This window comes from Phytobacter sp. RSE-02, from assembly GCF_040578655.1.
Classification (GTDB): Bacteria; Pseudomonadota; Gammaproteobacteria; order Enterobacterales; family Enterobacteriaceae; genus Phytobacter; species Phytobacter diazotrophicus.
Map to the genome: position 1 here is coordinate 19100 of NZ_JBEULY010000004.1, position 18422 is coordinate 37521.

Genomic DNA, 18422 nt, shown 5'->3' on the forward strand with positions numbered 1-18422 from the left:
ACCGGGCTAAGTCGGTTTTAATAGCGCGAAGGGACACCGTCCGGGCGGGTTTTGAAGCGACGATGCAGCCACATATATTGCTCCGGGGCCATCAGAATACAGCGCTCAACAACCTTATTCATCCAGGCGGCGGTCTCTTCTGCAGTCTCCAGCGGCGGGGTGGTTTCACCTTCCAGCATGATCAACTCATAACCTTTACCGTTCGGTTTACGACGTGGTACGAAAGGTACCAGGCAAGCTTTAGACATTTTCGCCAGCATCCAGGTACCGGTCGTGGTCGCGGTCTGCTCGACCGCGAAGAAGGGCACAAAGACGCTGGAACGCGGGCCGTAGTCGTGGTCTGGCGCGTACCAGACGACATCGCCGCTTTTTAGCGCACGTACCATTCCTTTCAGGTCTTTACGATCAATCATCGTCTTGTTTGAGCGTAACCGTCCCCACGTTTGCAGCCAGTCCAGCAGCGGGTTGTCATTAGGGCGGTACACACCGATGCCCGGAATATGCATGCCGAAGACGCGGGCACCCAGTTCGAGCGTTAAAAAATGTACACCAATCAGCAAAATGCCCTTACCTTCGGCGAAGTGCATTTTGGTATTGTCCATGCCCCTAACATCAACCCAGCGATTGATCCGGCTGTCCGGCCAGAACCACGCCATCCCGGTTTCCATCAACCCCATCCCAACAGACTCAAAGTTCTTTTTGACCATTTCCTGACGCTCTTGCTCAGGCATCTGTGGGAAACAAAGCTCAAGGTTGCGATGTGCGATACGGACGCGGCGCTTCATCAGGCGCATTGCCAGCCGCCCCATACCGCAACCCAGGCGATAGAGGACCGGATAAGGCAGTTGTACCACCAGCCACAACAGCCCAATTCCGCACCAGGTTAGCCAGTAACGCGGATGGAGCAGTGACGGGGAAAATTTTGGTAAATGCGTCATATCGTTCCTTACTCAGCAAAAATCTCCTGCATTGTCGCATTTTTATCGAATCAACCAAAATCTCTACCAGTTGAATGCGTAATTGCCAGGCTATTGTTATTGAAAGATGATTTTAATGAGGGAAATGTAGCGCAAATTGTGTGGATGTAAATTGCCACTAATTGCTTTATGATGCCGCCCGATTTTATTGACTACCGCATTGCAGGATACGTACACCATGCCAGTGTTACACAACCGCATCTCGAATGATGAACTGAAAGCGCGCATGCTCGCCGAAACCGAGCCTCGCAAGACCGTCTCATTCTATAAATATTTCTCCATCGTCAACCCGCAGGCTACCCGCGACGTACTCTATACCGCTTTAACAAAGCTGAATGTGTTCGGTCGCGTATATTTAGCTCATGAAGGGATCAACGCGCAAATCAGCGTGCCGGAAAGCCAGTTCGAAGCGCTGAAAGCTTATCTGTACAGTTTCGATCCTGCGCTGAATGGCCTACGTATGAATATCGCCATTGACGATGATGGTAAATCATTCTGGGTACTGCGCATGAAAGTGCGCGATCGCATTGTCGCGGACGGGATTGAGGATGCCTCGTTTAATGCCAGTGACGTCGGTGAATACCTGAAAGCCGCCGAAGTGAACGCGATGCTGGACGATCCGGAAGCGGTCTTTATCGACATGCGCAACCACTATGAATACGAAGTGGGCCATTTTGATGGTGCGCTGGAAATTCCTGCCGATACCTTCCGCGAGCAGTTGCCAAAAGCGGTCGAAATGATGCAGGAACATAAAGACAAAAAGATTGTCATGTACTGCACCGGCGGGATCCGCTGCGAAAAAGCCAGCGCCTGGATGAAGCACAACGGCTTTAGCAAGGTCTGGCACATCGAAGGCGGGATCATTGAATATGCCCGTCGCGCCCGTGAGCAGGGGCTGCCGGTACGCTTTATCGGTAAGAACTTTGTTTTCGATGAGCGTATGGGGGAGCGTATCTCTGATGATGTGATTGCTCATTGCCATCAGTGCGGTGTGCCTTGTGACAGCCATACTAATTGTGTGAATGACGGCTGCCATTTGCTGTTTATTCAGTGCCCGTCGTGCGCTGAAAAGTTCAAAGGATGCTGTAGCGAAGCCTGCCTGGAAGAGAGCCAATTGCCGGAAGAGGAACAGCGTAAGCGGCGAGCCGGGCGGGAAAATGGCAACAAGATTTTCAACAAATCACGCGGCCGTCTGAATACAAAACTCGGTATCCCGGACCCTGAGTAAAAGATTTTCGCCTGCGTAAGCAACAGGCTCGCAGGCGAATTATCAGGGGCGGATAATTATGTATGATCCGCCCCCGCTGTGTGCGTGGTCTTACTTCTGCTGTACGCCTTCCACAGAGATGATCAAATCGACTTCCTGCGATGCAGGACCAAGGTCGGTAGTGATATTAAAGTCTTTAAGTTTAATTTTCCCTTCTGCTTCAAAACCGGCGCGTTTGCCACCCCACGGATCATCACCCTTGCCCATCAGTTTGGCTTCCAGTTTCACGGGTTTGGTTACGCCGTTTAAGGTCAGATTGCCGGTGATATCCAGCTCATCACCGTCTTTTTTTACCTCAGTAGAGGTGAAGGTTGCCTGCGGGTGTTTCGTCACATTAAGGAATTCGCCACTGCGAAGGTGTTTGTCACGTTCCGCATGGTTGGTATCGACACTGTTGGTATTGATGGTGACGTTGACTTTATCGGCGGCAGGGTTTGCCTCATCAAAAGTAAAAGAGCCGTCAAAATCTTTAAATGTGCCGTACAACCAGCTGTAACCGAGGTGCTGGATGCGGAAATTGATGAAGGCATGTTGGCCTTCTTTGTCGATTTTATATTCCGCTGCCATCGCGGAACCCGCAGAGAACAGTAACGAAGCGAGGGTGAAACCCAGCAGGCTTTTCTTCATATCATACTCCAGAGTCAGATGACGATTTACCCAGCATGCGCTTTAGGGTGTCGTCTTTATCGATGAAATGGTGTTTAAAGGCGGCAAGGCCGTGTAAGACCGATAGGATAACGACCGTCCATGCCAGCCACAGGTGAATATCTCCGGCAAGGTCTGCCTGCGAGCCCGCATCAGCAAAGGTGGCAGGCACCTCAAACAGGCCAAAAACGCTGATGGGCTTGCCGTCAGCCGTGGAGATGAGGTAGCCACTGAACAGGATGCCGAACAGCAGCAAATAAAGTGCGATATGTGCAACAACCGCGCTGACGCGGGTCAGTCGCGAGTAGCTTGCGAGTGGCGCGGGCGGTGGAGAGAGACGACGCCAGATAAGGCGAACCACCAGTACCAGCATCAGTACAATGCCAATGCTTTTATGCACTTCGGGCGCCTGGTGGTACCAGCCATCATAATAGCTGAGCGTGACCATCCATAAACCCAGTGCAAACATGCCATAGACTGTAATCGCGACCAGCCAGTGCAGGGCAACAGAAATTGCGCCATAGCGAAATGGAGAATTACGGAGTTGCATAATGTGAACCGCAAGAGTGTAAAAGTTAATTTAAAATGGCGTCAGAAAAATAATATTGCAACTTAAAAATAACAATTAATAATCTTATTTTTTATATATCAAAAATTTTGAATTAACTATCAAAAATATGTTCAGTTCATTCGAGTAGGTGGGGGTGTTCAGAAGCTGTATAGGGCTAAAGCCAGAGATGGTAAAGGGGGCTTCTATTTCAAAAAATCTGTCGTAACTTTAAGTTTTTTTAAATGAATGTCAGTAAATGTCAATGTTCGTCATTCGGCCCAGACAACATAAATTAAGTCCACAAGGGCGATGAGTGACCATAAAGCGATATATACCATTAAATGCTCACGGACGTTATTAACAAGAAAGAAGAACAAGCGGCGCATAATCTCTCCAGATATTCGGCCAAAAGAAAAGGCGACCCAAAGGGAAAAGGGTCGCGGGAAGGAATTATCCTGCAAAGCGCGCTAAAGAGAAGGGGGTTAAATCAAATTTACTGCTTTCACCCTGGGCGAACTGGGCCGCAATTTCCCCAAGAACTGGCGCAAATTTGAAGCCATGTCCGCTCAGTCCGGTGACCAGTAGCGCATGGGGGCAATCGGGAAGGGTATCGATGATGAAATCTTCATCAGGCGAATTATCATAGGTACAAGAGGTCCCGTACAGACAACCACCGATGCCCGGTAAGAACTGGCGCAGGAAGGGAAAACATTCTGCACCATCTGAGGCCACTGCGCCAAACGGTACGCGTTCACTGGCCTCGTTAATAAGTTGTCCGCCGTTATGCTTGCCGATTTTTAACGCATTATCCTCAGCCGGGAAACCATAGTATTGAGAACCATCCGCCATTTCGCCGGTAAAGGCCGGGAAGCGATTCTTGGTGCTGTAACGACCATCAGCCTGGAACCAGGCAAAGACTTTTCGTACCGGCTGGACAGGTAAGCCGGGAACCAGGTTTGCAACCCATGTACCGCTGCTGATGAGGATCTTTTTCGCGCTGAATGTTCCCTCAGATGTATCAATACTCACGCCATCATCGGTAGTATGCAGGGCTGTCACCGGGCAGTTAAACAGTTGGGCGCACCCGGCTTCTTGTGCCAGGCGAATCCAGGTTTTGATTGCCAGTTCGCTGCGAAGTATACAGGAGTCCGCTTCGAACAAGCCGATATAGTCATCCGGGACGGTGATTTCTGGCCAGCGTGCCATCAGTGACGGCGCATCTAGTTTTTCCACGGTCAGATTCCAGTGCAGCGCACTTTGCGCGACATTTGCCAGAAAAGAGGAATGTGCCGGGCCAAGATTAAGTACCCCGGTGCGCTCAAAGACGGCTTCGCCGCTGTCAGCAACCAGTTGATCCCACAACTCCTGGGCGCGCAATACCAGCGGAACGTACTTTTCCCCCTCCCCATATGCATGGCGGATTAAACGAGTATCGCCATGGTGGCTTCCTTCCTGATGCGGTGGCCGGTGCGCATCGGTCATCAGTACGTTGAGACCGGCGCGGGACGCATAATAGCCCGCCGCCGCACCGACAGATCCACTGCCAATGATGATCAAATCGTATTTCATGTCGTTCTCCATCAAGTCGTAATCGGGAGGGTAAATAACCGGGAGGCGTTATACAAGACGGGAAATAAATAAGGCACCACGTGGGTGCCTGTTGAGTGATTATTGAGCATTATCGCTAATGCCTACGATACTCATTTTCCTGGTACTTGCCTGATTCTATTTTGGCGATACCCGCTTCTAAAATCGAAATAAACTGGCGGGCAACTTCGGTCGTTAACCACAACGTCTGGCCTACTTCGGTGTCCTGAGAAGCGGCTCTGTTTGGGGTCTGGTAATGTAAGCGCAACATCAGTGCGTCGTAACTGTCCACTGTGCTGATATCCCATCCAACCAGAGGATGGGTCTGGATGACTTCATTATTCTTTTCCATCATAACCCCCTTATGGCGTGTTAACTGACAACGACTTTCGAGGTTCAATGCGTGTTTTTGTGAAGCCTTTTCAGTATACCAATATTTAACCTTGCTGATCGAATAAATAACACTCTGCAACATAATTTTATTTCAGTTGGATTTTTTTGAACAAGAAAACGCTAACTTACGCGTGATTTTTAAGCAGGTCAGGAGGAAAGTAAGATTTTTGCTTAAAAAACAAAAAAGCCGGGGCGACCCGGCAAAAACATGCACAATACAAACTCTTTTTTAATCGCGGATAAACCAGTCGTCGGCGCTTTCCCACGTTTCTTGCAGAATTTCACTGACGCGCTCTTTATCTTCTTTTGCTCCGCCCATCACCGATAAGTTATTCGCTGTCGCATAACGAACCGTAATTTTATTTTCGCTATCAGGATAATAATTATTCAGTCGGCGGGATAACTCGCTCGCCAGGGCATCAATAGCACCTGGCGGGAGCGGTGTAGTTTTGGCAATAGTCACTTCGATGCGCATGGCAACCCCCTGTGTTATTTACTGTATGTTTATACAGTTACCTTGCAAGATTTACAACAGGGGGGTGAAAAAAATCAGGATTTCACTGTCCAGCGGACTGTCTCACCGGCGAGGAATGGGATAATCGCGTCTTCCGGCAAAGCAATACTGTCGATGACCGTTGAATCTTCACGCACAAGTTCAATGAAAGTTTCATTCACCGGCAGGCCATAAAAATGCGGACCGTTGAGTGAACAGAACGCTTCAAAATGCTGCAGGGCATTCATCTCTTCAAACACGGTGGCATAACTTGCCAGCGCAGTCGGCGCGTTGAAACAGCCTGCACAGCCACAGCTTGCCTCTTTACGATGGCGGGCGTGTGGCGCAGAGTCCGTGCCGAGAAACGCGCGGGTAAAGCCGCTGGCGACCAGTTCACGCAGCGCCTGCTGATGCACGTTACGTTTCAGGATAGGCAGGCAATACAGATGCGGACGTACACCGCCGACCAGCATATGGTTGCGGTTGAACATCAGATGCTGCGGTGTGATGGTGGCCGCTAACAGCTCATTGCCGTCACGGACATATTCCGCGGCATCTTTGGTGGTGATGTGCTCGAAAACCACTTTCAACCCTGGCAGGCGCTGGCGAAGTGGTTCCATGACCGTCTCGATAAAGCGGGCTTCGCGATCGAAGATATCGATCTCTGCCTGGGTCACTTCACCGTGAACCAGCAGTGGCATCCCCAGTTTTTCCATGCGCTCAAGTACCGGCATGATGGCATCAATACTGGTCACCCCATGGCTTGAATTAGTCGTGGCATTCGCCGGGTAGAGCTTGGCGGCGGTAAAGACATTCTCGCGAAAACCGCGTTCCACTTCGTCGGGATTGAGTGAATCGGTCAGGTAGCAGGTCATTAGCGGCGTAAAATCATGTCCGGCAGGTACGGCATCAAGAATGCGCTGGCGATAAGCAATTGCCGCCTCAACGCTGGTCACCGGCGGGACAAGATTGGGCATGACGATGGCGCGAGCATAAATTTCGCTGGTCCACGGCACGACGGTTTTTAACATATCGCCGTCACGTAAATGAACGTGCCAGTCATCAGGGCGGCGGATTTTTAAAACCTGGGAATGTGCTGTCATGGGAGTGCTCCGGCTGGGTGAGAATCAGTCAATATGGCTGGTTTTTTGCCGGGCACTAAGCATAAGCGCATCCCCAACATACTTCAAGCTGCATCTGCGCCACTTCGCGCTTGTCCCGGTTACTAACGTGAATAAGCTCCCGGGTGTTCATGGCGTCTTCGCTTTCCCGCAACGCTAATGATTGTGGGTATAAACGTTTCGGCTTGCTTCTTTTCCTGAAAAAAGCCCTGACGGGCTTAATCGGTGAGCGGGATGATAATTTCACCCGGCTTCACTTCGATACCCTTGGCATATTTTTTCGCCAGCGCTTCGCCTTTACTGCTGTCTTCACGCAGAATGTAAGCGGGGCGCTGATTAAAGTAGTTACGCAGGGACTGATTCAGGTAGGGCAGCAGGGTTTGCAGAATGGACTGCATTTTCTCCGGTGTGACGGTTGCGTCAACCACTTCCATCTCCTGGAGATAAATTGCCCCTTTTTCTTTATCGAAGACCGGCAGCGCCTTCATTTTGAGCTTCATGGTCGCTTTCTGATTACCGAAAAGAGAGTTCATCTCCAGATTGGCATCGCCGGAAAGGGTAATCTTATTCGGTTCCTCACGGCCAATCTGACTGACCAGATTACTGAGGACGATGTGCGCGTCCGCCACGCCGGGCAGGCCGATGTCTTTGGCGAAATCGTTGCGTTTTTGCAGTGACTGGTTAATTTCCTGCTCGCTGATGCTGTACTGTGTTAACTGGTTACAACCCACCAAAACGCCGCTTAAAATCAGAGCCGCGGCGAAAATAATCTTTTTCATTATGTTCCTCAAGAGAGTGCCTGTGTATTCATCCTTGTCTGTAGCATCAGTCCAGGGCAGAGGATAAGCCAGCAGAAAAAGCTGAAAGCGGAAGCGTACGCTTCCGCCTGGGGCATTATATCGCCATTGATGAGAGCAGGTTAATCTGCGTTTGTTTCGCCATGTTATCGCGGTAGTCGGCCACGCGCGTCGGCCAGTTAATCCCCGCCACAATGGTCAGATTACGCAGTAAGGGGAACAGGTGAATATCATCATCCGACAGCTCTCCGTTTACCGCATTAGGCTGAACGATAAGCTTATCCAGTGCACGCAAGTCATCGCTGATTTTTTTGATAAGCCCGGCTGAGTGGGCCATGTGCTCGGCAAAATTGCCGATCGCCGCCTCTTTCTTTGCCACAAAATAGGCTCTGGCTTCTGGCGTAGCGAACTCGTCGAAGGGGCTTTTTGCAAAACGCGGAATGAGCAGACGATTGACGTAGCCATTGACTTTTCTGAGCCAGGCGTCGAGGGCTGGATTCTGCTTCCCGGTCAGCAACGGCTTACCGTTAAGTTTGTCTACGTAATGGACGATATCCATGCTTTCAGGTAGATAGCGGCTGTCGTCTTTTTGAAGTATCGGCGCCATTTTTTGGCCGATCATTCGGGTCGGCGTTGCTTCGTCATCATTGAGCAACACATTGAGTTCGACGGGGATATTCTTGAGGCCGAAAATCATGCGGGCCTTAACGCAGAACGGGCAGTGATCATAAATGTAGAGTTTCACGATTCTCCTCCATACTGATTGTCCATCACAAAAAAGTATGGAAGAGATTAAAAGGGCTGGCAAATCATGCGCCCGGTTCGAGCAGGCGAGACGGGGTGCGTTTTTGCGCGAATTGCCACAGCAGGGCGAAAAAGGTGATAAGGCCAATCAGCGCCAGCATCATCCAGGGTAACGTCGGTTGACTCAGTGCTTTACCCACGTCAAACAGCCAGCCCCCGCCGGCATAACCCAGCGCGCCGCCAAATGCCAGCCCCAGGCGACTGAACCCCATATAACTGCCACGGGCACGGGAATCAGCCAGCGCAGCGCCTAACGTTTCACGTGCCGGTTCAGCAATAATGGAGCCGATATAAAAGGTGCAAATCAGCGTAAACAGTTGCTGCAGGCTGTTGACCAGGCCTATCGGCAACAGACTGAATGACATAAACAGCAGCCCGGCCATCAGTCGATGTTCCAGGCGAAAACGTTTTTCACTCCAGCGGGCAATAGGGTACAGCAGCGTCAGCGACAGGCTGGCTTCAATGGCATACATCCATTTTACTGCCGCAGGCGAACCGGCGATATCATTCACCATGATTGGCAGCATCAACATCACCTGTACCGCCAGCATGTAATACCCGGTGAGTGTCAGTACGTAGGTGACAAAACGTTTATCACGTAAAACGCGGCTCAGCCCTTCACGCACCGGCGTTTTTACCGTCGATAATTTCCATGCAGGCAGCAGCCAGGCGTTAAAGCCTGCACAAAGGACAAATACGGCGGCACCGACGATACAGACCAGACGGAAATCGTATTGCAGCAACCAACTGCCAATCAGTGCGCCGATCACCGCCCCCGCGCTGTCCTGCATCATCAATAGCGAGAAGAAGCGGCCGCGCTGCGATGGGCGAATCAGTTTAACCACCAGCGCCGTGCGCGGCGGATCGAAGAGCGTACCGCCGAGTCCGGATAATATGCAGGAGCACCACAGCAGCCAGGGTTCATGGGCGATACCCATGGTGGCAAAACCGGCAGCACGCATTAGCATGCCGGTGACGATCAGTGGTTTAGCACCAAAACGGTCCGCGATGGCGCCGCCGAAAACGCCCAGCCCTTGCTGCACGAATTGCCTTAACCCAAGGGCAATACCAACCATCAAGGCAGCCCAACCGAGTTGATCAACAAAACGTATAGAAATAAGCGGGAAAACGACGAAAAAGCCCAGCACCACCAACATATTATCGACGAGCAGGAAATATTTACCCAGGCTCCTTGCCTGCGATACGCGTGACATTTCCCCTCCCGGGAAATAAAAGTAAGTACATTGATATTCTGCCGGGTCGCCTGATTTTTTCCCATCGTTGCCGCGACAATATTTTTTTATCAAAAGCGGGCTTTAATTCAGACTTCTCATCGAAAAAGCTTATGTATTGCGAAAATGCAGGTTGTTGTTTTCACAGAGTGGCTGCGCAAATGTATAGTAAAGGGAAGGGGTTGAGAGTGGTAACCGGAAGGAGAAGGAATGAATGTTTGGCTATCGCAGTAATGTGCCGAAAGTACGCCTGGTCACAGACAGGCTGGTGGTTCGCTTAGTTCATGAGCGGGACGCCTGGCGGCTTGCGGACTATTACGCTGAGAACCGTCAATTTTTAAAGCCCTGGGAACCGGTTCGTGACGAGAGCCATTGCTATCCGTCTGGTTGGCAGGCCCGCCTGGGTATGATTAACGAATTCCATAAACAAGGAACCGCTTTTTATTTCGCGTTACTCGATCCAGAAGAAAAAGAGATCATCGGTGTCGCGAATTTCTCCAATGTGGTACGCGGTTCTTTCCATGCCTGCTATCTGGGGTATTCCATCGGGCAAAAATGGCAGGGGCAGGGGTTAATGTTCGAAGCGCTTACGGCAGCCATTCGCTATATGCAACGAACGCAACATTTGCACCGCATTATGGCGAATTATATGCCGCACAATAAACGCAGCGGCGATTTACTGGCGCGCCTTGGTTTTGAAAAAGAGGGCTACGCAAAAGCGTATCTGCTGATTGACGGGCAATGGCGTGACCACGTGTTAACGGCGTTGACCACCAAAGACTGGACCCCGGGTCGTTAAGGAGAAAACATGAAGTACCAACTCAGCGCCATGGAAGCGCGCGTTATTGGATGCCTGCTGGAAAAACAGATCACTACCCCTGAACAATATCCATTGTCGGTCAATGCCGTGGTGACCGCCTGTAACCAAAAAACCAACCGTGAACCGGTAATGAACCTCAGCGAGCATGAGGTGCAGGAGATACTGGATACGCTGGTAAAGCGCCACTACCTGCGCACAGTCAGTGGTTTCGGTAACCGTGTCACTAAATATGAGCAGCGTTTCTGCAACTCCGAATTTGGCGACCTGAAACTCTCCCCGGCAGAAGTGGCCATTATTACCACGCTGTTGCTGCGTGGCGCACAAACGCCGGGTGAACTGCGCGGGCGCGCGGCGCGGATGCATGAATTTAACGATATGGGTGAAGTGGAAAGCGCGCTGGAGAATCTGGCGCAGCGCGAAGATGGCCCGTATGTTGTGCGTTTACCACGCGAGCCGGGCAAACGGGAAAGCCGCTATATGCATCTGTTCAGCGGTGATGTGGAGACGCTGATTAACGTTGTGGAGACGGTAAGCCCGCTGGATAGCGACAACGATCTGGCTTCGCGGATTGAAGCGCTGGAAAACGACGTCGCCGAACTGAAACAGCGTCTGGCTTCACTACTCGAACATCTGGGGGATTAATCGTGGCGGCATTACGTATAGGGGTTGTGGGATTAGGCGGTATCGCGCAAAAGGCCTGGTTACCGGTACTGGGGGCGGCGACCGACTGGACGCTGGCGGCGGCCTGGTCACCCACGCGAGAAAAAGCGCAGCGTGTGTGCGACACCTGGCGTATTCCTTATGTCGGATCGCCAGGCGAGCTCGCCGCGCAGTGCGACGCGGTTTTTGTTCACACCTCTACCGCCTCGCATTATGCGGTGGTGAGCGAACTCCTCAATGCAGGTGTTCATGTTTGTGTCGACAAACCCCTGGCAGAAAATCTGTCGGATGCGGAAAAGCTCATTGAACTGGCGGCACGCAAAAAGCTGACGCTGATGGTGGGGTTCAACCGCCGTTTTGCTCCGCTGTACCGTCAGTTAAAAAGTCATTTGCCGCAGGCAGCATCACTGCGTATGGATAAACATCGCAGCAACAGCGTTGGTCCGCACGATCTGCGCTTCACCTTACTCGATGATTATCTGCATGTTGTGGATACGGCGCTCTGGCTGGCCGGTGGCAGTGCGTCGCTTGCCAGCGGCACATTGCTGACCAATGACCAGGGTGAAATGATTTATGCCGAGCACCATTTTGCGCAGGGCGCGTTGCAAATCACTACCAGTATGCATCGCCGTGCCGGAAGTCAACGCGAATGGGTGCAGGCGGTAACGGACGGTGGGCTGTATGACGTTACCGATATGCGTGAATGGCGTGAAGAAAAGGGGCAGGGGGTTGTGACTCCGCCCATACCCGGCTGGCAGAGTACGCTGGAGCAACGAGGCTTCGCCGGATGCGCGCGCCATTTTATCGAATGCGTGCAAAATCAGACGGTTCCGGAAACGGCGGGTGAGCAGGCTATCCTGGCCCAGCGTATCGTTGAAAAACTCTGGCGTGAGGCGATGAGCGAATAACCCTCTGTAACATATGGCGGTAGAAATTCGCGTTATTCCAGGTAGACTAAGCGCTTCGCGATACCAACGCCTGCTTTGTGCAGGCGTTGTGTTTATGGAACCTTAAATGAACTTATTAAAATCGCTGGCGGCCGTCAGCTCAATGACCATGTTTTCTCGCGTGCTGGGTTTTGCGCGCGATGCCATTGTGGCGAGGGTATTTGGTGCAGGGATGGCGACCGATGCCTTCTTTGTCGCCTTTAAACTGCCAAATCTCTTACGACGTATTTTTGCCGAAGGGGCATTTTCTCAGGCCTTTGTGCCCATTCTTGCGGAATATAAAAGTAAACAGGGCGAAGAGGCGACGCGCGTTTTTGTCGCCTATGTATCGGGGCTGCTGACGCTGGCACTGGCGATTGTCACCGTTGCCGGGATGCTGGCGGCGCCCTGGGTGATTCTGGTGACGGCGCCGGGATTTGCCGACACGGCTGATAAATTTGCATTGACCTCTCAGCTTCTGCAGATAACTTTCCCCTACATTTTGCTGATTTCACTGGCGTCGCTCGCCGGGGCGATTCTCAATACCTGGAACCGTTTCTCCGTCCCGGCATTTGCGCCCACGTTCCTTAATATCAGCATGATCGGTTTTGCGCTGTTCGGTGCGCCGTATTTCCATCCGCCGGTGCTTGCGCTGGCATGGGCGGTGACGGTGGGCGGCATCCTGCAATTGTTTTATCAACTGCCGCATCTGAAAAAAATTGGCATGCTGGTGCTGCCGCGTATCAGTTTCCGCGATGCGGGCGCGATGCGGGTGATGAAACAGATGGGGCCGGCGATCCTTGGCGTATCGGTCAGTCAGATTTCCCTGATTATCAACACCATTTTTGCCTCCTTCCTGGTCTCCGGTTCGGTCTCCTGGATGTATTACGCTGACCGACTGATGGAGTTTCCATCCGGGGTACTGGGTGTGGCGCTGGGGACGATTTTACTGCCGTCGCTCTCGCGAAGTTTTGCCAGCGGTAATCATGATGAATATTGCCGTCTGATGGATTGGGGGTTGCGGTTATGTTTTTTGCTGGCGCTGCCCAGCGCGGTGGCGTTAGGCATTCTTGCGAAGCCGCTGACGGTTTCGCTTTTTCAGTACGGTAAGTTCACCCCGTTTGACGCCCAGATGACGCAGCGAGCGCTGATCGCCTATTCGGTTGGCCTGATGGGCCTTATTGTGGTGAAAGTATTGGCTCCAGGGTTCTATTCACGACAGGACATCAAAACGCCGGTCAGGATTGCCATTGTCACGCTGGTGATGACGCAGTTAATGAACCTGGCATTTATTGGCCCGCTAAAACATGCCGGTCTGTCACTCTCGATTGGCCTGGCGGCCTGTCTGAATGCCAGTCTGCTCTATTGGCAGTTGCGTAAGCAGAATATCTTTACCCCACAGGCCGGTTGGGGCCGCTTCCTGACACGTCTGTTTATTGCGGTGATCGTAATGGCTGCCGCACTGCTGGGCATGCTGTATGTGATGCCTGACTGGGCGCAGGGCAACATGGCGCATCGCCTGGCTCGGCTCATGGTCGTGGTGGTGGTAGGCGTTGTGGCTTACTTCGCGACGCTTGCGGTGCTGGGGTTCAGAGTTAAAGATTTTGCCCGCCGGATAGCGTAAGCGCAAAAGGGAGTCGACCATGACAGTCGACTCCCGCATAAAAGAATGTGAACGCGTTAGCTAAATGGAAATCTTTTTTCCGCCCCTGCTACCCGTAAAGGTCTGACCGTCCGCACCATAAAGCCCTGGCTCCTGGTGAGGTTTCAGTACCTCGAGCGCTTTTCGGTTAAGGGCAATTTGCCCTTCGAGCAACCAGCCGTTGTGTTGGTTCAGATCACGCAGGTGTTGCGTTTTTCGTGTGATTATCTGCCAGCGATCGGCGATATCGTCATTCGCGCTACTTTGCACCTTTTGCGCTTCGCGGCGTTGCTGCTCAAGATAATCCAGTGTGGCAAGCAATGAGCTTTTCTCTTCCGTAATGCGTTGCAACGTGCTGCTATGCACGTGGCCCACAGAGAGTTGTTTTTGCTCAGCATCCATCACGTCTTTTAATGCGTTCAGGATAACTGTCATCTGATCAAGAATATCTGACAGTTGATTCATACATTATTTACTCAAGTAACTCTGCACTTCGTTAATCAGGGCATCGGCGATTTTGCCGGTGTCCATCTTTAGCTCACCATTAAGGATTGCCGTTTTCAGTTGTTCAACGCGTTCCATATTGACGTCGCTGCTACCCGGCTGCATCAATTTGGATTGGGCATCACTGAGCGTTACGCTCGTGCTGTTGGCGGTTTTCGATTTTTCCAGACGTACTTTCGTTGCCTGGGTGTCGCTGGTTTCACGTGGTTGTACGGTGCTAACCGGCTTTAAAGGCGATGTACGATCAATGCTCATAGTGTTTTGTCCTCATAGAGGTTTTCCGGCGTTTTGGGTCTGCCATCTTCAGTCGTTGCTTATTTATCGGCAGATGCCGCGAATTCTTTAAAAAGATTATAGGTTAATCAGAATATTCCCATCAGCGCCGACAATTCCACTTACAATTTGCCCTGAAGACATGCGTACCCGGGCACTTTGCGACACCGCCGCATTGTTCAGCGCCTGGCCTTCACTATTGACACTAAAGCCTTCGCCATTGGCTACAACCATCACTCGCTGGCCGGCTTTTACTCGCCAGGCCTGGCGCAGCATCGAAAGCTGAACCGGTTGATCGGGTGAGAGATCGCGCAGGCTTACGGCATCTTGTGCCTGAGAAATATCGAGCATTGTTTTCGGCGGTAACTGATCGAGCCTGCCGCGTTTGAGCTTTACGCTTTCCGGCGTCAGTACACTACCACGGGCAATCGCCTGAGCGGCGACAACATAATTACCCGTCGCCTGGACGTTTACCTGCAAATAGCGCTTTTCGCTACCGCAGTTTGTCAATACGTTGACGTTCCCCCAAAGCTGAGCGTAGCCCGTCAAACTTAAAGCCGGTTGCTCACAGGTGGGATAAAGATTTTTCGGCGTACGTATTGTTACCACCACCTCGTCACTAAAGCCAGCCAGTCGTTGTGCAAAAAACGCGGTGAGCTGCGCTTTTAAGTCTTGCGCCAACACTTGCGGGCTTAAAATCAAAAACAGCAATGCCGCGGCTAAACCGCTTTTCAACGTGTTCATCGCAGACCCCTGCCTGTTGTTTGTTGAAGAGATGACAGGATTCTACCCGTCACGCAAATCTATCAACGCAATAAATAGCGACGCATTTTGCGCTTATTCCGTCGATAAGGCATGGGTAAGGAGATTTAAGCTGTTGACTAAATAATTGTCATCAGCGGGGAAGCCATGCTCGATAAACTTGATGCCGCGTTACGGTTCCAGCAAGAAGCACTGAATCTGAGCGCGCAGCGCCAGGAAATCCTGGCCGCCAATATTGCGAACGCCGATACCCCGGGGTATCAGGCGCGTGATATGGATTTTTCCAGCGAACTGAAAAAGGTGATGGAACGTGGCCGTGCAGAGAACACAGGCGTCTCGCTGGCGTTAACTTCCAGTCGCCATATTCCGGCGCAAGCCATTTCCACCCCGTCTCCAGACCTGCTTTATCGTATCCCGGATCAGCCATCTGCCGATGGCAACACCGTGGATATGGATCGCGAGCGTACGCAGTTTGCGGATAACAGCCTTAAGTATCAGACAGGGCTGACCGTGCTGGGCGGGCAGATTAAAAGCATGATGTCCGTGTTGCAGGGGAATAACTAACCATGGCATTGCTGAATATTTTTGATATCTCCGGCTCCGCGCTTGCCGCACAGTCCAAACGTCTGAACGTGGCTGCCAGTAACCTGGCGAACGCCGACAGCGTCGCCGGACCGGACGGTCAACCTTATCGCGCTAAACAAGTCGTTTTCCAGGTGGATGCTGCACCAGGCCAGGCAACGGGTGGCGTAAAAGTGGCTGGCGTTGTTGAAAGCCAGGCACCCGACAAGCTGGTTTATGAACCCGGCAACCCACTGGCGGATGCAAAGGGCTACGTCAAAATGCCTAACGTTGATGTTGTCGGGGAAATGGTGAACAGCATGTCCGCGTCTCGCAGCTATCAGGCGAACGTGGAGGTGCTCAACACCGTTAAAAATATGATGCTCAAAACGCTTACTCTCGGCCAGTAAAAGGAGACATAAATGTCTATCGCCGTAAATGTGAACGACACGTCCAGTAGTAGTGTCAGCTCCACCAGCAGCAGTAGCAGCTCGTCTCAACTGACTACGAGTAGCGCGTCAGACCTACAGAGCAGCTTCCTGACCCTGTTGGTCGCACAGTTAAAAAACCAGGACCCAACCAATCCGCTTCAGAACAACGAACTGACCTCGCAGCTTGCGCAGATCAGTACGCTGAACGGAATTGAAAAACTGAACACCACCCTGGGATCTATTTCCGGGCAGATCGATAACAGCCAGGCGCTGCAGGCCAGCAATCTGGTAGGTCACGGTGTAATGATTGAAGGTACGACGATTCTGGCTGGCAGCTCAACCACAACGCCGTTTGGTGTTGAACTGACCCAGGCCGCAGATAAAGCGACCGCGACTATCACCAGCAAAGACGGCACCGTGGTACAGACCGTCAACCTGGGGCCGCTGACCGCTGGCGTCCATACCTTCAGTTGGGATGGAAAGCTTTCGGACGGCACCACCGCCCCAGATGGCTCTTATAAAGTTTCTATCGCCGCCAGTTCAGGCACTACGCAACTGGTTGCTCAGCCGCTGCAATACGCTCTGGTTCAGGGGGTCACGCTGTCGGATTCTGGCAACAAGTTAGATTTAGGTACCTACGGCACCACTACGCTCAACGAAGTTCGGCAGATTATTTAAGCCTTAACACTTATCAGGAGTAAGTCATGGCCTTTTCACAAGCGGTCAGCGGTCTGAATGCTGCGGCCACCAACCTCGATCTTATTGGTAACAACATCGCCAACTCCGCTACGTATGGCTTTAAATCCAGTACTGCGTCCTTCGCTGACATGTTTGCGGGTTCTAAAGTAGGTCTGGGTGTTAAAGTCGCGGGCGTTACCCAGGACTTTAACGACGGCACCACCACTAGCACGGGACGCGGCCTGGATGTCGCGATTAGCCAGAATGGCTTCTTCCGCCTCGTTGATACCAACGGTTCTGTTTATTACAGCCGTAACGGTCAGTTCACGCTGGATGAAAACCGCAACCTGGTAAACATGCAGGGTCTGCAAGTAACGGGTTTTCCGGCAAGCGGTACGCCTCCGACCATCCAGTCGGGCGCTAACCCAACGGGAATCAATATCCCGACGACGCTGATGTCGGCACAAATCACCACCACCGCAACGATGCCGGTTAACCTGAACTCGTCTTCTAAGACGCCGACGGTGACCACGTTCGACCCGACTAACGCTGACAGCTACAACTTAAAAGGGCCGATCACCGTTTACGACAGCCAGGGTAACGCTCACGACATGAACGTGTTTTATGTCAAAGCAGCAGACAATACATGGGATGTCTACACGCAGGATTCCAGCGTAACGGGTTCTACGGCGACCAAAGCGGCGCAGATGGTCTTTAATCAGAACGGTAGCCTGCAAGGTGTATACAACTACACCTTTAATACCACGACTGGTAACTACGATCTGTCCACGACGGCGAATACGAACCCTGCCATTACTGTCACTTCCGGTACGCTTAGCGGCGCGACTCCGGCGACATTCTCCCTGAGTTTCCTGAACTCCATGCAGCAGAACACCACCAGCACAGTCGTGAGCACCTCGCAGAACGGCTACAAGCCGGGTTCTATGGTGAGCTACACCATTAACGATGACGGTACCGTCGTGGGTTCCTACTCCAACGAACAGAAACAGGTGCTGGGTCAGATTGTCCTGGCGAACTTCGCCAACAACGAAGGCCTGAAATCTGAGGGTGATAACGTATGGTCTGCCACTAACGCATCTGGCGTGGCGCTGTTGGGTACGGCAGGTACGGGTAACTTCGGTTCGCTGACCAACGGCGCACTCGAAGCCTCTAACGTGGATCTGAGTAAAGAACTGGTCAATATGATCGTCGCGCAGCGTAACTATCAGTCGAATGCGCAGACCATCAAAACCCAGGATCAGATCCTTAACACGCTGGTTAACCTGCGTTAATCGGCTG

General features: G+C 52.0%; 23 protein-coding genes. 9 read left to right on the forward strand and 14 right to left on the reverse strand.

The window, feature by feature from the left end; genetic code table 11:
* Positions 1–17: 17 nt before the first annotated feature.
* Positions 18–938: a Kdo(2)-lipid IV(A) acyltransferase gene (locus ABU190_RS10200; RefSeq protein ID WP_354691223.1), complete on the reverse strand. Its 921-nt coding sequence runs from the start codon at positions 936–938 to the stop codon at positions 18–20.
* A gap of 217 nt (positions 939–1155) precedes the next feature.
* Between ABU190_RS10200 and ABU190_RS10205 the strand changes: the two genes are divergently transcribed.
* On the forward strand, positions 1156–2205 hold the full coding sequence (locus tag ABU190_RS10205) for a rhodanese-related sulfurtransferase (RefSeq protein ID WP_354691224.1): 1050 nt from the start codon (positions 1156–1158) through the stop codon (positions 2203–2205).
* A gap of 90 nt (positions 2206–2295) precedes the next feature.
* Here ABU190_RS10205 and ABU190_RS10210 read toward each other — a convergent pair whose 3' ends face one another.
* The 10 genes from ABU190_RS10210 to mdtH form a co-directional block, all read right to left on the reverse strand.
* Positions 2296–2871, reverse strand: coding sequence for a YceI family protein (locus ABU190_RS10210; protein ID WP_041851762.1), 576 nt, complete (start codon positions 2869–2871; stop codon positions 2296–2298).
* 1 nt (position 2872) lies between these two features.
* Complete coding sequence (locus ABU190_RS10215) at positions 2873–3439, reverse strand: cytochrome b (RefSeq protein WP_354691225.1); 567 nt, start codon at positions 3437–3439, stop codon at positions 2873–2875.
* Between the two features lie 269 nt (positions 3440–3708).
* Positions 3709–3825 (reverse strand): YceO family protein, encoded by a 117-nt coding sequence (locus ABU190_RS10220; protein ID WP_064572418.1) that lies wholly within the window; start codon positions 3823–3825, stop codon positions 3709–3711.
* A gap of 64 nt (positions 3826–3889) precedes the next feature.
* A complete protein-coding gene (gene solA, locus ABU190_RS10225) occupies positions 3890–5008 on the reverse strand; it encodes an N-methyl-L-tryptophan oxidase (RefSeq protein ID WP_354691226.1) in 1119 nt (372 codons plus the stop codon).
* Positions 5009–5123: 115 nt separating this feature from the next.
* A complete protein-coding gene (gene bssS, locus ABU190_RS10230; RefSeq protein ID WP_354691476.1) occupies positions 5124–5378 on the reverse strand; it encodes a biofilm formation regulator BssS in 255 nt (84 codons plus the stop codon).
* Between the two features lie 270 nt (positions 5379–5648).
* Positions 5649–5894, reverse strand: coding sequence for a DNA damage-inducible protein I (gene dinI, locus ABU190_RS10235; RefSeq protein ID WP_041851758.1), 246 nt, complete (start codon positions 5892–5894; stop codon positions 5649–5651).
* Between the two features lie 74 nt (positions 5895–5968).
* The gene (gene pyrC / locus ABU190_RS10240) at positions 5969–7015 is read right to left on the reverse strand and encodes a dihydroorotase (RefSeq protein WP_041851757.1); all 1047 of its coding nucleotides are present in this window, start codon (positions 7013–7015) and stop codon (positions 5969–5971) included.
* Positions 7016–7251: 236 nt separating this feature from the next.
* Positions 7252–7812: a lipoprotein gene (locus ABU190_RS10245; protein ID WP_271849083.1), complete on the reverse strand. Its 561-nt coding sequence runs from the start codon at positions 7810–7812 to the stop codon at positions 7252–7254.
* A 115-nt stretch (positions 7813–7927) separates the two neighbouring features.
* Positions 7928–8575 carry a glutaredoxin 2 gene (grxB, locus tag ABU190_RS10250; protein ID WP_354691227.1) on the reverse strand — a complete coding sequence of 216 codons (648 nt, stop codon included), beginning with the start codon at positions 8573–8575 and terminating at the stop codon, positions 7928–7930.
* Positions 8576–8639: 64 nt separating this feature from the next.
* On the reverse strand, positions 8640–9848 hold the full coding sequence (mdtH, locus tag ABU190_RS10255) for a multidrug efflux MFS transporter MdtH (protein ID WP_296428619.1): 1209 nt from the start codon (positions 9846–9848) through the stop codon (positions 8640–8642).
* A gap of 232 nt (positions 9849–10080) precedes the next feature.
* Here mdtH and rimJ point away from each other — a divergent pair, with 232 nt between their 5' ends.
* The 4 genes from rimJ (at position 10081) to murJ (ending at position 13896) form a co-directional block, all read left to right on the forward strand.
* On the forward strand, positions 10081–10665 hold the full coding sequence (gene rimJ, locus ABU190_RS10260) for a ribosomal protein S5-alanine N-acetyltransferase (protein WP_041851753.1): 585 nt from the start codon (positions 10081–10083) through the stop codon (positions 10663–10665).
* A 9-nt stretch (positions 10666–10674) separates the two neighbouring features.
* Entirely contained in the window at positions 10675–11328 is a 654-nt protein-coding gene (locus ABU190_RS10265; RefSeq protein WP_354691228.1) for a YceH family protein, read from the forward strand.
* Positions 11329–11330: 2 nt separating this feature from the next.
* Positions 11331–12254, forward strand: coding sequence for a Gfo/Idh/MocA family oxidoreductase (locus ABU190_RS10270; protein ID WP_354691229.1), 924 nt, complete (start codon positions 11331–11333; stop codon positions 12252–12254).
* A 106-nt stretch (positions 12255–12360) separates the two neighbouring features.
* Positions 12361–13896, forward strand: a complete 1536-nt coding sequence (murJ, locus tag ABU190_RS10275) for a murein biosynthesis integral membrane protein MurJ (protein ID WP_354691230.1) — start codon at positions 12361–12363, stop codon at positions 13894–13896.
* A 60-nt stretch (positions 13897–13956) separates the two neighbouring features.
* Here the strand turns inward: murJ and flgN are convergent, their stop codons facing one another.
* The 3 genes from flgN to flgA form a co-directional block, all read right to left on the reverse strand.
* A complete protein-coding gene (gene flgN / locus ABU190_RS10280; protein ID WP_041851749.1) occupies positions 13957–14379 on the reverse strand; it encodes a flagella biosynthesis chaperone FlgN in 423 nt (140 codons plus the stop codon).
* A gap of 3 nt (positions 14380–14382) precedes the next feature.
* Complete coding sequence (gene flgM / locus ABU190_RS10285; RefSeq protein ID WP_354691231.1) at positions 14383–14673, reverse strand: flagellar biosynthesis anti-sigma factor FlgM; 291 nt, start codon at positions 14671–14673, stop codon at positions 14383–14385.
* Positions 14674–14769: 96 nt separating this feature from the next.
* Positions 14770–15435 (reverse strand): flagellar basal body P-ring formation chaperone FlgA, encoded by a 666-nt coding sequence (gene flgA / locus ABU190_RS10290; protein ID WP_354691232.1) that lies wholly within the window; start codon positions 15433–15435, stop codon positions 14770–14772.
* Positions 15436–15600: 165 nt separating this feature from the next.
* Between flgA and flgB the strand changes: the two genes are divergently transcribed.
* The 4 genes from flgB to flgE are packed head-to-tail and all read left to right on the forward strand — an operon-like array spanning position 15601 to position 18415.
* The gene (flgB, locus tag ABU190_RS10295) at positions 15601–16017 is read left to right on the forward strand and encodes a flagellar basal body rod protein FlgB (RefSeq protein ID WP_041851746.1); all 417 of its coding nucleotides are present in this window, start codon (positions 15601–15603) and stop codon (positions 16015–16017) included.
* A gap of 2 nt (positions 16018–16019) precedes the next feature.
* Positions 16020–16424 (forward strand): flagellar basal body rod protein FlgC, encoded by a 405-nt coding sequence (gene flgC / locus ABU190_RS10300; protein ID WP_041851745.1) that lies wholly within the window; start codon positions 16020–16022, stop codon positions 16422–16424.
* Between the two features lie 12 nt (positions 16425–16436).
* The gene (gene flgD / locus ABU190_RS10305; RefSeq protein WP_041851744.1) at positions 16437–17123 is read left to right on the forward strand and encodes a flagellar hook assembly protein FlgD; all 687 of its coding nucleotides are present in this window, start codon (positions 16437–16439) and stop codon (positions 17121–17123) included.
* Between the two features lie 26 nt (positions 17124–17149).
* A complete protein-coding gene (gene flgE, locus ABU190_RS10310) occupies positions 17150–18415 on the forward strand; it encodes a flagellar hook protein FlgE (RefSeq protein ID WP_354691233.1) in 1266 nt (421 codons plus the stop codon).
* Positions 18416–18422: the final 7 nt, after the last annotated feature.

Bases quoted from the DNA above. Each gene is read 5' to 3' on its own strand.
- ABU190_RS10200 (WP_354691223.1), bottom strand. From the start codon at position 938: ATGACGCATTTACCAAAATTTTCCCCGTCACTGCTCCATCCGCGTTAC.
- ABU190_RS10205 (WP_354691224.1), top strand. From the start codon at position 1,156: ATGCCAGTGTTACACAACCGCATCTCGAATGATGAACTGAAAGCGCGC.
- ABU190_RS10210 (WP_041851762.1), bottom strand. From the start codon at position 2,871: ATGAAGAAAAGCCTGCTGGGTTTCACCCTCGCTTCGTTACTGTTCTCT.
- ABU190_RS10215 (WP_354691225.1), bottom strand. From the start codon at position 3,439: ATGCAACTCCGTAATTCTCCATTTCGCTATGGCGCAATTTCTGTTGCC.
- ABU190_RS10220 (WP_064572418.1), bottom strand. From the start codon at position 3,825: ATGCGCCGCTTGTTCTTCTTTCTTGTTAATAACGTCCGTGAGCATTTA.
- solA (WP_354691226.1), bottom strand. From the start codon at position 5,008: ATGAAATACGATTTGATCATCATTGGCAGTGGATCTGTCGGTGCGGCG.
- bssS (WP_354691476.1), bottom strand. From the start codon at position 5,378: ATGGAAAAGAATAATGAAGTCATCCAGACCCATCCTCTGGTTGGATGG.
- dinI (WP_041851758.1), bottom strand. From the start codon at position 5,894: ATGCGCATCGAAGTGACTATTGCCAAAACTACACCGCTCCCGCCAGGT.
- pyrC (WP_041851757.1), bottom strand. From the start codon at position 7,015: ATGACAGCACATTCCCAGGTTTTAAAAATCCGCCGCCCTGATGACTGG.
- ABU190_RS10245 (WP_271849083.1), bottom strand. From the start codon at position 7,812: ATGAAAAAGATTATTTTCGCCGCGGCTCTGATTTTAAGCGGCGTTTTG.
- mdtH (WP_296428619.1), bottom strand. From the start codon at position 9,848: ATGTCACGCGTATCGCAGGCAAGGAGCCTGGGTAAATATTTCCTGCTC.
- rimJ (WP_041851753.1), top strand. From the start codon at position 10,081: ATGTTTGGCTATCGCAGTAATGTGCCGAAAGTACGCCTGGTCACAGAC.
- ABU190_RS10265 (WP_354691228.1), top strand. From the start codon at position 10,675: ATGAAGTACCAACTCAGCGCCATGGAAGCGCGCGTTATTGGATGCCTG.
- murJ (WP_354691230.1), top strand. From the start codon at position 12,361: ATGAACTTATTAAAATCGCTGGCGGCCGTCAGCTCAATGACCATGTTT.
- flgN (WP_041851749.1), bottom strand. From the start codon at position 14,379: ATGAATCAACTGTCAGATATTCTTGATCAGATGACAGTTATCCTGAAC.
- flgM (WP_354691231.1), bottom strand. From the start codon at position 14,673: ATGAGCATTGATCGTACATCGCCTTTAAAGCCGGTTAGCACCGTACAA.
- flgA (WP_354691232.1), bottom strand. From the start codon at position 15,435: ATGAACACGTTGAAAAGCGGTTTAGCCGCGGCATTGCTGTTTTTGATT.
- flgB (WP_041851746.1), top strand. From the start codon at position 15,601: ATGCTCGATAAACTTGATGCCGCGTTACGGTTCCAGCAAGAAGCACTG.
- flgC (WP_041851745.1), top strand. From the start codon at position 16,020: ATGGCATTGCTGAATATTTTTGATATCTCCGGCTCCGCGCTTGCCGCA.
- flgD (WP_041851744.1), top strand. From the start codon at position 16,437: ATGTCTATCGCCGTAAATGTGAACGACACGTCCAGTAGTAGTGTCAGC.
- flgE (WP_354691233.1), top strand. From the start codon at position 17,150: ATGGCCTTTTCACAAGCGGTCAGCGGTCTGAATGCTGCGGCCACCAAC.